8 protein-coding genes and 2 pseudogenes are annotated in these 11,525 nt (G+C 60.5%); 8 read left to right on the top strand and 2 right to left on the bottom strand.

Annotation, left to right across the window (positions count from 1 at the left end; translation table 11 throughout):
• The 6 genes and pseudogenes from C9413_RS19010 to C9413_RS18985 form a co-directional block, all read left to right on the top strand.
• Positions 1 to 379 (top strand): annotated as a pseudogene (locus tag C9413_RS19010) (efflux RND transporter periplasmic adaptor subunit); the annotation flags it as partial.
• Positions 376 to 3,489, top strand: a complete 3,114-nt coding sequence (locus tag C9413_RS19005) for an efflux RND transporter permease subunit (protein WP_170250759.1) — start codon at positions 376 to 378, stop codon at positions 3,487 to 3,489. The pseudogene C9413_RS19010 and the gene C9413_RS19005, both read left to right, overlap by 4 nt.
• Before the next feature lie 319 nt (positions 3,490 to 3,808).
• On the top strand, positions 3,809 to 5,101 hold the full coding sequence (locus tag C9413_RS19000; protein WP_039844374.1) for an Hsp70 family protein: 1,293 nt from the start codon (positions 3,809 to 3,811) through the stop codon (positions 5,099 to 5,101).
• Between the two features lie 57 nt (positions 5,102 to 5,158).
• Positions 5,159 to 6,034 carry a uracil-DNA glycosylase gene (locus C9413_RS18995; protein WP_039844373.1) on the top strand — a complete coding sequence of 292 codons (876 nt, stop codon included), beginning with the start codon at positions 5,159 to 5,161 and terminating at the stop codon, positions 6,032 to 6,034.
• 133 nt (positions 6,035 to 6,167) lie between these two features.
• Positions 6,168 to 6,359: a hypothetical protein gene (locus C9413_RS18990; RefSeq protein WP_022714581.1), complete on the top strand. Its 192-nt coding sequence runs from the start codon at positions 6,168 to 6,170 to the stop codon at positions 6,357 to 6,359.
• Positions 6,360 to 6,401: 42 nt separating this feature from the next.
• On the top strand, positions 6,402 to 6,551 hold the full coding sequence (locus tag C9413_RS18985) for a hypothetical protein (RefSeq protein WP_166677404.1): 150 nt from the start codon (positions 6,402 to 6,404) through the stop codon (positions 6,549 to 6,551).
• Here the strand turns inward: C9413_RS18985 and C9413_RS18980 are convergent.
• Both C9413_RS18980 and C9413_RS18975 read right to left on the bottom strand, forming a co-directional pair.
• Complete coding sequence (locus C9413_RS18980) at positions 6,548 to 7,438, bottom strand: hypothetical protein (RefSeq protein ID WP_039844372.1); 891 nt, start codon at positions 7,436 to 7,438, stop codon at positions 6,548 to 6,550. The genes C9413_RS18985 and C9413_RS18980 overlap by 4 nt on opposite strands.
• Positions 7,439 to 7,650: 212 nt before the next feature.
• Complete coding sequence (locus tag C9413_RS18975; protein ID WP_039844371.1) at positions 7,651 to 8,589, bottom strand: DMT family transporter; 939 nt, start codon at positions 8,587 to 8,589, stop codon at positions 7,651 to 7,653.
• Positions 8,590 to 8,894: 305 nt separating this feature from the next.
• Between C9413_RS18975 and C9413_RS18970 the strand changes: the two genes are divergently transcribed.
• Together C9413_RS18970 and pepN are read left to right on the top strand one after the other, a co-directional pair.
• A complete protein-coding gene (locus C9413_RS18970) occupies positions 8,895 to 9,998 on the top strand; it encodes a methyl-accepting chemotaxis protein (protein WP_039844370.1) in 1,104 nt (367 codons plus the stop codon).
• Between the two features lie 177 nt (positions 9,999 to 10,175).
• A pseudogene (pepN, locus tag C9413_RS18965) lies at positions 10,176 to 11,513 on the top strand (aminopeptidase N); the annotation flags it as partial.
• Between the last annotated feature and the right edge of the window lie 12 nt (positions 11,514 to 11,525).

The raw sequence follows: 11,525 nt of genomic DNA, 5'->3' as shown, positions 1-11,525 counted from the left end.
GAGGGCGGCCTTCAAAAAGACGGCCGGCACGCTCGGGCCCGGGCAAGCCGTCACGCCCGCCGTTCACTTCAACAATAAAGAGCCGCGGGTCGTCGTACCGACCGTCGCAGTCAGCCCCGGTGCAAATGGGTTCTTTTCTTATGTCGTGAAGGATGAAAAGGTGCAGATGGCGCCCGTCACCGTCGCCCGCGAGAACGGTGGTTTCACCGCCGTTTCCGCAGGGCTCTCCGAAGGCGATCACGTCGTCATCGAGGGACAGGCGCAGCTTGCCGACCAGCAGCATGTCGACGAGCAATTCGATGACAAGGCACTAAACGTCGCCTCCGCCGAGCAGCCGGCTCACCAGACCGAAACCCTGGCGGCGGAGGCAGAACAATGATCCCGAATTTCTGCATCCGGCGGCCGGTTGCGACGACCCTTCTCGCCATCGGCGTGATCCTTGCAGGCCTTGCAGGTTACCGGCTCGTGCCAGTCGCGGCCTTGCCGCAGGTCGACTTCCCGACGATCAACGTCTCGGCCGCGCTCACCGGCGCCTCGCCGCAGACCATGGCGACTTCGGTCGCAACGCCGCTGATCAAGCAGTTCCAGACCATCCCCGGCATCAGCGAAATCAGCGCGACGAATTCGCTCGGCAATACCAGCATCATTCTGCAGTTTGACCTCAACCGCAACATCGATGCGGCCGCGGCCGACGTGCAGGCCGCAATCTCGCACGCGACCCGGCAGTTGCCGGACAACATGACCACGCCGCCGAGTTACCGCAAGACGAACCCGGCCGACGCGCCGGTGATGCTGCTTGCGGTGCAGAGCGATACGATGCCGCGCAGCAAGCTCGACGCCATCGCCGAAGACATCATCTCACCGTCGCTCTCCACCCTGCCCGGCGTCGCCGAAGTGACCGTGTTCGGCGCACAGACCTATGCCGTCCGCGTCGAGGTCGATCCCAACAAGCTGCTTGCCCGCAACATCGGCATCGATACCGTCAACCAGGCAATCAGCGCCGCCAATAGCCAGGTGCCGGTCGGCACGCTGCAGAACGACGCGCAGAGCATGACGATCAACGCCGACACGCAGCGCACCAACGCAGCGGAATTCCGCTCGCTGGTGATCGCAAACCCGAACGGGGCGCCGATTCATCTCGGCGACATCGCCAAGGTGGAAGACAGCGTCGAGAACCAGAATACCGGCAGCTGGTACGACGGTAACCGCAGCATCATCCTCGCCATCCAGCGCCAGCCGGATGCGAACACGGTCGAGGTCGTCGATGCGATCAACGCCAAGCTGCCGACGCTGCATGCCGAGATCCCGTCGTCAGTCACCACCAAGGTCATGAACGATTCCGCCAAGCCGATCCGCGACGCGATTTCCGATGTAAAGTTCACGCTCCTGCTGACGATCGGCCTCGTAGTGCTCGTTATCTACCTCTTCACAGGCCATCTGACCGCAACGGTCATTCCGGGCCTTGCCGTTCCGCTCTCGCTGATCTCGACCTTCGGCATGATGTACGTACTCGGCTACAGCGTCGATAACATCTCGCTGCTCGGCTTGACGCTCGCCGTCGGCCTCGTGGTGGATGATGCGATCGTGATGCTGGAAAACATTCTTAGGCATGTCGAAGAGGGAATGCCGGTCCTCGATGCGGCAATCAAGGGCGCCGGCGAGGTCAGCTACACGATCATTTCGATGTCGGTGTCGCTGATTGCGGTCTTCATCCCGATCCTGTTGATGGGCGGGGTCGTCGGCCGCATCTTCAACGAATTCGGCATGGTCGTCGCAATGGCGATCGTCGCATCCGCCATCGTCTCGCTGACGGTAACGCCGATGCTCGGCTCGCGGCTTTCAAGCCGCAAGTCCAACCCGCCCCTCTTCGTCCGCTGGTTCAATGCGGGCTTTGAACGCACGCTCAGAGGTTACGATCGGGCGGTCGGCTGGTGCCTCGTCCACCGGCCTGCGATCCTTTGCCTGTTCCTCGTTTCGGTCGGCTTGAACGCCTATCTGTTCATGACGCTGCCCTCCAGCTTCTTCCCGACCGAGGACATCGGCCGGCTGAACATCTCCACAAGGGCACGCCAGGACATCTCCTATCCGGCGATGGTAGCCTTGCAGAACCAGGCCGCAGCGATCGTGAAACAGAATCCGGCGGTCAATCACGTCATGTCGATCGTCGGCGGCAACGCGCGCAGCCCGCTCAACAATGGCACGATGTATGTCGAGCTGAAGGACAAGGAGCAGCGTCCGCCGCTTGACCAGACCTTGCGCGAATTGCGGGCCGACATCGCCAAGGTGCCCGGCCTGCAAGCCTTCATCACCCCGCAGCAGAGCCTACGCTTCGGCGGCCGTCAGACCGCAAGCCAGTATCAGCTGGTCGTTCAGGCACTCAGCGCCGAGCAGACCAATCTCTGGGCCAATAATATCCAGCAGGCAATGCGCGGCGATCCGCGCTTCACCGACGTGACAACCGATGCGCAGAACAACGCGCTGCAGGCCAATATCCTCGTCGATTCCGAAAAGGTAGCCGCCTTCGGCATCGACAACAGCCAGCTGCGCACGACCCTGCAGGAATCGTTCAGTGGTTATACGGCAGCGCAAATCCAATCCACCGGTGACAGCTACGACGTCATCGTCGAATACGATACCAACAAGCCCTGGGACGATCAGAAGCTTCAGGACATCCGGGTCGCCTCAACCAACGGCACGCTGGTCCCGTTGTCGAATTTCGCGAGGGTCGAGCGAAACACCGGGCCGGTGACGATCAACCAGACAGGTCAACTCGTCTCGACGACGGTTTCGTTCAACCTGCCTGCCGATGCGGCGCTGGGTGACGCAACAGCCGCGATCGACCAGATCAAGAAGGACATCAACATGCCGGCGGACGTCTTCACGTCCTATGGCGGTACGGCGGAGATCTTCGAGCAGTCGCAAGGAAACACGCCGCTTCTGATCCTCGCCGCAGTGCTGACGATCTATGTGGTCCTCGGGGTTCTCTACGAGAGCTTCATCCACCCGCTCACCATTCTGTCCGGCCTTCCGGCCGCCGCCCTGGGCGCGCTCTTGGCTCTGAAGGTGATGGGTTTCGACCTCTCGATCATCGCGCTCATCGGCCTCCTGATGCTGATCGGCATCGTGAAGAAGAACGCGATCATGATGATCGACGTGGCGCTGGAGAACCTGCGCTCCACATCGATGTCGCCGGTGGAGGCCATTCACGAGGCCTGCGTGCGGCGCTTCCGGCCGATCATGATGACGACCTTCTGTGCGCTTCTCGGCGCCCTTCCGATCGCGCTCGGCACCGGTGCCAGCTCCGAGCTGCGCCAGCCCTTGGGTGTCGCCGTCGTCGGCGGCCTCGTCGTTTCCCAGGCTCTGACGCTCTTCATCACGCCGGTTATCTTCATCGAGATGGGCCGGCTGAACAGCTGGCTTCAGAGGCTTTGGCAGCGAAAGGAAGCGGTGCCGGACGAAGAGGAGCCGACGGCGATCGCGGCGGAGTGATCTTTCGGTCGGGCTTTCGCGCATTGCTTCTCACCCCAACCCTCTCCCGCCTGCGGGGAGATGCGGACGCGCCTCGCTCGACGTTGGAGAAGTGGGCAAGCGAGCGGGGCATATCGCCTTCGCCGCGACTACGGGAAGAAGGCGCCGGCAAGGCGGATGGGGGGCCACCACCAGATTGGCACAACGCCCGACGCCTTCCCTCTTGAATGTGTCGCCCCTCTATGGCATCACGCGCCCTCCTAAATTTTGGGCGCGCGTGCGTCCTTCATGCGGAGCAAGGCTCCGGTCTCAATCACAATCGGCATGAAGAGGTGCGGGCATGGCTCAGGCGCTGGGTTTCGACTTCGGCACGACGAATACGGTTCTCGCAACGGCCAATGGCGGGACGACGCATTCCATGGCGTTCACCAGCGCTGAAGGCACGGCCGACAGCATGCGCACGGCGCTTTCCTTCATGAAGGATCCGCAGCTCGGCACATCGGCCCTGAAGGTCGAGGCCGGGCATGCGGCAATCCGCCAGTTCATCGACAATCCCGGCGACTGCCGCTTCCTCCAGTCGATCAAGACCTTCGCGGCAAGCCCCCTCTTCCAGGGCACGCTGATCTTTGCCAAGCGCCACAGCTTCGAAGACCTGATGGACGTCTTCATCCGGCGGCTGCGCGCCTATGCGGGCGAAAACTGGTCGAGGGATGTGACGCGCATCGTGACAGGGCGGCCGGTGCACTTCGCCGGCGCCAATCCCGATCCGGCGCTTGCAACCGAACGCTACAACAAAGCGCTCTTGCGCTTCGGCTTTCCGGAAATCCATTACGTCTACGAACCGGTTGCCGCCGCCTTCTACTTCGCGCAGAACCTGAAGTCGGACGCGACGGTGCTCGTTGCCGATTTCGGTGGGGGCACGACGGACTATTCGCTGATCCGCTTCGAAACCGTTGCCGGCAAGCTGACGGCAACGCCGGTCGGCCATTCGGGCGTCGGCGTCGCGGGCGATCATTTCGACTACCGGATGATCGACAACATCGTCGCGCCGCAGATCGGCAAGGGGAGTCATTTCAAGAGCTTCGACAAGATCCTTGAGGTGCCGTCGAACTATTATTCGAGCTTCGGCCGCTGGAACCAGCTTTCGATCTTCAAGACCTCGCGCGAATTCGAGGACCTGAGGAAACTGGTCCGCACGGCGCTCGAGCCGGAGAAGCTCGAAACCTTCATCGATCTCGTCGATCACGACGAGGGCTATCCGCTCTATCAGGCGATCTCGGCCACCAAGATGGCACTGTCTTCGGCAGACGAAGCACCATTCGATTTCGGCCCGCTCGGCCGCGGCGGCCATCGCATCATTCGACGGAAGGACTTCGAAAGCTGGATCGCGGAGGATCTGGCTCGTATCGAAGGCGCGCTGGACGACGTTCTGGAGAAGACAGAGACCAAGCCCGGCGACATCGACAAGGTCTTTCTGACCGGCGGCACATCCTTCGTGCCTGCCGTCCGTCGCATCTTCACCGAACGCTTCGACGCCGGCAAGATCGAGACCGGCGGCGAGCTTCTCTCCATTGCCCACGGGCTTGCCCTGATCGGCGAACGCGACGACATCGCGCAATGGACTGTGCAATAGCCGCAGAGCACGGTACCCGCCCTTTCATTGCTGCTGCCACTTCGCTAAGGTCGCCGTATGGTTTCCGTCAACGAACTTTCCCCGGCCGAGCTTGCCGCGCTTCTGCATTTCCATGCACAAGCCGGCGTCGAATGGCTGCTGGAGGAGGAGGCAGTCGACCGCTTCGCCGAGTTCGAGGCGATGAAGGCGGCGCGGGCCAACGCCGCTGCTCCTCCGCAAAGCCCGACCCAGCCCGAGCGGCCAGCGGTGGCGCAACGTCAAGCCGCAGCGCCGGCTGAGCGCGCAGCCCCTCGACCTCAGCCTGCCATTCCTGATGGCGAAGCCGTGCAGCACGCGCGCTTTGCGGCCGAGAGTGCGCGTTCGCTCGGAGAGCTCAAGACCGCGATCGAGGCCTTCAACGGCTGCAATCTCAAGCACAGTGCGCGTTCGACGATCTTTGCGACGGGCAACGCTGCAAGCGGCATTATGGTGATCGGGTCGGCACCTGGCGCCGACGACGACCGCGAGGGCACGCCTTTTGCCGGGCGCGGGGGAGAACTTCTCAACAGGATGCTGGCGGCCATTGGGCTTGATCGGGACGGCATTCTTCTGACGCAGGTCATTCCTTGGCGTCCGCCAGGCAACCGTGTCGCCTCTGTCGCCGAGATGGAAATCTGCCGTCCCTTCATCGAACGCCAGATCGCGCTTGCCGAACCGAAGGTAATCCTGCTGTTCGGCAATTTCGCCGCCCGCTTCTTCTTCGGCGAGAGCGACACCATCCACGGCCTGCGCGGGCAGTGGAAAGAGATCGGTGCCGGGCCGCTGACGATACCGGCAATCGCAACGCTACACCCGCAGGATCTCCTGACCGCGCCGATCAACAAGCGGCTGGCTTGGAGTGATCTCCTGGCGTTTCAGGCACGGCTTAAGTCGCTCGAACTGATTAGAAAATAGACAAATATTAAGTTTTCATGAAACCACCCATGCATTTGTCGCATGGCTGTATCCTATTTTGGCGCATTGCAGAATCGATGCTGCACTGCAATATATACCCTGTCTTGGGAGGAATCTGACAGGAACCAAGGCAATGAACGCAAGTTTTCGTCCTATACACTGCGGGTTTGAAACCCTCCGCCTGGCGAGTGATCCGGCTCGCACCACGCAAGGCTACAGCCGCTTGGGCTTTGCGACCAACGAGCAGATGATCGCCCGCGGGACCGGCATCGGCGGCCGCACGACGCGGCCCTCCGCAATCTTCGTGGATTTCCAGGAATACTGAGATGAGCGCGGCCCGGCCCGGGCGCGCGATCGGAGTTTTTTGATGTCTGCAGTACTCGTTTCGCTTCTGCGCAATATCGACACGATCGAGCATATCCGCGCTGCCGTCTGCGCCGCGAGGGAGTATCAGCGCGAGCTTTCCACCGCAGAGCCAGGCCCGCTGGTCAAAGAAATCGCGGCGATCGCGCTTTAAGCTTGCGCCAGCATTTTGGCCGGCACGCATTCCAGCCTTGCCCGGGCAACGTCAAAGGCGTCCTCGACATAGGCAAACTTGACAGCTTGCCAGCTGCAATATTCCCTGACGAAATCGCGCGACACCCATAACTGCGTCTTCCTGGGCTCGTCGTACCAGCCAAGGCAGCCTTGTTGCACCGCCTTTGCAAAGAGGCGCTGGAGGTGCGTTCGCGACATCATGAAATCGCCGGCCAGATTGCGCGTTTCGACGCGGCCGACATCGAACCTTTCCGTGTCGCCACCATTAAGGTCAATTCGAGCCATGAGATGGTCCACGACCAGACCGCCCGCTTCCGTCCAAAGAAAGAGCGCAATTGGCTCCGGCGGCTCCCGCCAGGCCGCATCTTCGAGGCAGCCGCGGGCAACGAGCGGCTGGGCAATCCGAAGGAGCTCTGGATGGGCCTGCAGGCAGCCGGCGCGATCGCCGTGGTCCAACATGTCGAGGGCGGCGAGATTGGCGAGAAGCCAGCCGTACATTGCCTGATTGCTGACTTCGGCCGGTTCGAAATGACGCGGGCGGCGGCGCTCTTCACCCGGTGCATGGGTGATGAAGCGATAGGTGAAGAGCTCTTCGATGAAGTTCAAAACCGTGTTGCGGCTCGCGACCTTGTGTCGTGTTATCAGCGTCGTCAGCGAAACTGCGGAAAGCCCCGAAGAGGGATCGCCAGGATCGTACTGCATGGCGAGCGCATAGGCGGTCTGCGTGAGGAGCCAGCGCTGGTGGGAGGTGAGCAGACGGGCAAGGCGCGGACCGGCTTGGAACATGCCGCGCAGAGCCCCGGCCAGATGACGGATGCTGAGCAGAAAATCAGGGTGCCGCGCCAGTTCTTCTGCCGTAAATTTCATGGGCGTCCCGCTCGCAAGCCAGCGTTCGCAGCAGCTAAGCACTTGGACCAGGATCCGGCATCAGCGGCCAATCAGACATGCAAGGCTTTGAATAAATGAAGTTTCGTCATATTTAGAAACCATATTTGGGGGCCGATTGGTATCCTTAAATTTCGCCAGTGCAACCCGGCCGGGTTGGACAATCGGCAGGCGGCTTTTCTGCCTTGATCCGATCAGGGCTGCGGCGTACCGGCTTTGCGGGCTTTGCGGCGTTCCAACCCGAGTTGATGCTCGCGGTAGATGATGAATATGCCGGCTGCGATCACAATCGCCGTTCCGATCATCATATGGACCCCCGGGACATCGCCAAACACGAAATAGGCGACAATGCCGCCAAGCAGGATCGACGTGTATTCGAACGGCGCCACTGTCGACACATCAGCGTGACGGTAGCTCTCCGTCAAAAGGATTTGTCCGATGCCACCGCAAAAGCCTGCGCAGACCAGCAGAGACTTCGTGTTGAGATCGAGCAAGGCCCAGCCGAACGGCAGCGTCGCGAGCGAGAAGATCGAGGCGATCATCGAAAAATAGAGAACGATCGTCGCCGTCCTTTCCTCTTCGACGAGCTTGCGGACCTGGATCATCGCCATGCCGGCAAGCACGGCGGACATCAGGACGCACAACGCCCCGACCCCCTGCTCTGCCTCCATGCCGCCCTGCCTGAACAGCGTAAGCTTGGGCCATGAGACGATGGCAACGCCAATGATACCGAAGAAAACCGCACTCCAACGGTATATTCTAACTGTCTCCCCGAGGAAGACTGCCGCGAAAATGACCGCGACCAAGGGTGTCGCATAGCCGAGCGCAATCGCCTCCGGCAGCGGCAGATGCAGGAGGCCGTAAAACCCGAAGCCCATGGAAAGGATGCCGATCGTGCCCCGCTTTAGATGGCCAATCGGATTTGCCGTATGGAAGGCCGCCCGCAACTGTCGGCGATAAGCAAGATAACCCATGATCGGGAAGAGCGCGAAGAAGGAGCGATAGAAGGTCACCTGCCCCGGCGCGACATCGGAACCGGCGAGCTTGATGAAGGTCTGCATGCCGAGAAAGACCACCACCGATGAGACCTTCATCAGGATTCCTCTCATCGGGTTTTCGAAAGCCGACTGCATGTCAGAAACTCGTGCGCCAGTTATTTGAAGCGGGGAGATACGTCAGACTCGACGCAACCTGACTGTGGCAGGGGCTGCGCTCGAAGAACAGTCCAAAAGCGAAAAAAGGCGCCGGCGCATCCAGTTCTCCCGCATTACGGCGCACAGTTGCACAAAAAATTAGCATAAAACAGATGTGCCCAAAAATGTTTGCTTGAACATTTCAACTCTTAATCTTTTGAAAACCATAAACTCGCATTGATTTCAGCAGTATCGCACCAATCGCTTTCATAACCGCCACCTCAATTGTTGCCAGGATCACCTCCATGATGCCGCTTAAGACAAGCGATCAGACACAGCAGACCGCAACGCCGCGTTCCATGCGCATTGTGACGGAAGGGATCGGTACTGATCTTGAGCATTTCAGTTTAGCCAACACCCATGTGGTAAAGCAGATCAAGCTGCTGGCGATCAACGCACTGATCGAGGCCGCTCGCGCGGGCGAGACCGGCAAGGGCTTTGCCGTCGTTGCCAACGAGGTGCAGCGTCTGGCGCAGGTTGCAAGCGATATCGCGGGAAAATTCGAGAGCAACGTCCTTGGCCGCATCGGGCTGTCGCGGACGATGGCGGAATCGCTGGTGAACGAGATGGAAGGCGTGAGGTTGACGGACCTTGCGCAAACCCTCGTCCAGCTTATCGTGCGCAACCTCTTCGAACGGACGGCCGACGTGCGATGGTGGGCAACCGATACCGCATTGTGGCAGGCCCTGCAGGAGCCGGGCAGCGACAAGACACGCTTTGCGTCCGAGCGGCTCGGCGTGATAAACCGGTTCTACACGGTCTATCTGGACCTCGTGCTGACCGATCTTTCCGGACGTATCGTCGCCTCGGCAAATCCCCAGTTCCAGCGCAAAGTCACCAACCGTTCGCTTGCCGGCGACGCCTGGTTCCAGGCGGCGGCGCATTGCAAGTGCGGCGACGACTACATCGTAGACGAGGTCCGCCCCAGCCCGCTGCACGACGGCCGGACCGCGCTTGTCTATGCCACCGGCGTCCGCGAAGGCGGCAAAGTCGACGGGGCGATCGTCGGGACGCTCGGCGTCTATTTCGACTGGCAAAACCAGGGACAGGCGATCGTCGACAAAGAGGCCAACTTGCCGCCGCAGGTCGCGCAAAAGACGACCGTCATGCTGCTCGATGGTGCAAGCAGGATCATCGCCGCAAGTAATCCGGCGCTTCTCTTCACCCATTTCGCGCTGCAAAATCAGACAGGCAAATCCCGCGGCAGCTATTACGACAACAACGGGTCGATCGTCGCATTTGCGAAGACCTTGGGATACGAAGACTATGACGGTCTCGGGTGGCACGGCGTCGTCGTCCAGCGGACCGAAGACGATGCTGTCATAAAGGCCGCGCTCAATCTTAGATAGTGCACGCCCATCCGCTCGTCATCTAAGCATCTCCGCCAATTGCGGCCATCAAAACTTGCACTCCCTCCATTTCGCTTTAAGTTTAGTTCAGACTTTAATGTGATGATGCTGCAAAACCTATGGCAGAGCATTCGCGTCTGTCCCAGCCCATATCGATAAAGGTCTTCAGGGAACACTATGCGTACAGACACGGGCCAGGTCATCAATCTGGCAGATTACCGCCCCACCGATTTCGTTCTGGAACGCGTGGACCTGACCTTCGACCTTGATCCCACAGAAACAAAAGTCGAAGCGCGATTGATCTTCCATCGCCGCGAAGGTGCCGACCCGAAGGCGCCGCTCGTTCTCGACGGCGACGAGCTTTCACTTTCCGGCCTGCTCTTCGACCAGATGGAAATGCCGGCCGAGCAATATACGGCGACAGCCGATAGCCTGGCCGTCTACAACCTTCCCGCAGCCGACCCCTTCGAACTGACGATCTCGACGATCATCAATCCGCAAGCCAATACCCAGCTGATGGGCCTCTACCGCACCGGCGGTATCTACTGCACCCAATGCGAGGCCGAGGGCTTCCGCCGCATCACCTATTTCCCAGACCGTCCGGATGTCCTGGCGCCCTATACTGTCAACATCATCGCCGACAAGGCCGCCAATCCGCTTCTGCTTTCCAACGGCAACTTCCTCGGCGGCGCCGGCTATGGCGAAGGCAAGCATTTCGCGGCCTGGTTCGATCCGCATCCGAAACCGAGCTATCTCTTCGCGCTCGTCGCCGGCGATCTCGGCGTCATCGAGGACACGTTCACGACGATGTCCGGCCGGGAGGTTGCCCTGAAGATCTACGTCGAGCATGGAAAGGAGCCGCGTGCAGCCTATGCCATGGACGCCCTGAAGCGATCCATGAAGTGGGACGAGGAGGCCTTCGGACGCGAATACGATCTCGACATCTTCATGATCGTCGCCGTTTCCGACTTCAACATGGGGGCGATGGAGAACAAGGGCCTCAACATCTTCAACGACAAATATGTTCTCGCCGATCCGGAAACCGCAACCGATGCCGACTACGCCAATATCGAAGCGATCATCGCGCACGAATACTTCCACAACTGGACCGGAAACCGCATTACCTGCCGCGACTGGTTCCAGCTCTGCCTCAAGGAAGGCCTGACCGTCTATCGCGACCATGAATTCTCGTCCGATCAGCGCTCGCGTCCGGTCAAGCGCATTGCCGAGGTCCGGCATCTGAAGTCGGAGCAGTTTCCGGAGGACGCCGGCCCTCTCGCCCACCCGGTTCGCCCGACGAAATATCGGGAAATCAATAACTTCTATACAACAACGGTCTACGAGAAGGGCAGCGAAGTCACCCGCATGATCGCCACCCTGCTCGGCAAGGAGACCTTCAAAAAGGGCATGGACGTCTATTTCGATCGCCATGACGGCCAGGCGGTCACGATCGAGGATTTCGTCAAGTGCTTCGAGGATGCGAGCGGCCGCGACCTTGCGCAGTTCTCGCTTTGGTAACACCAGGCC

Origin of the sequence: Rhizobium sp. SEMIA 4085, from assembly GCF_013004495.1 — a bacterium.
Taxonomy (GTDB): domain Bacteria; phylum Pseudomonadota; class Alphaproteobacteria; order Rhizobiales; family Rhizobiaceae; genus Rhizobium; species Rhizobium gallicum.
Note: the sequence above shows the minus strand (reverse complement) of the source record. Positions and strands in the feature narration are given on the sequence as shown.

Excerpts from the sequence above, each read along its gene's own strand:
- C9413_RS19000 (WP_039844374.1), top strand. The coding sequence starts at position 3,809 with ATGGCTCAGGCGCTGGGTTTCGACTTCGGCACGACGAATACGGTTCTC.
- C9413_RS18975 (WP_039844371.1), bottom strand. The coding sequence starts at position 8,589 with ATGCAGTCGGCTTTCGAAAACCCGATGAGAGGAATCCTGATGAAGGTC.
- C9413_RS18985 (WP_166677404.1), top strand. The coding sequence starts at position 6,402 with ATGTCTGCAGTACTCGTTTCGCTTCTGCGCAATATCGACACGATCGAG.
- C9413_RS18995 (WP_039844373.1), top strand. The coding sequence starts at position 5,159 with ATGGTTTCCGTCAACGAACTTTCCCCGGCCGAGCTTGCCGCGCTTCTG.
- C9413_RS18990 (WP_022714581.1), top strand. The coding sequence starts at position 6,168 with ATGAACGCAAGTTTTCGTCCTATACACTGCGGGTTTGAAACCCTCCGC.
- C9413_RS19005 (WP_170250759.1), top strand. The coding sequence starts at position 376 with ATGATCCCGAATTTCTGCATCCGGCGGCCGGTTGCGACGACCCTTCTC.
- C9413_RS18980 (WP_039844372.1), bottom strand. The coding sequence starts at position 7,438 with ATGAAATTTACGGCAGAAGAACTGGCGCGGCACCCTGATTTTCTGCTC.
- C9413_RS18970 (WP_039844370.1), top strand. The coding sequence starts at position 8,895 with ATGATGCCGCTTAAGACAAGCGATCAGACACAGCAGACCGCAACGCCG.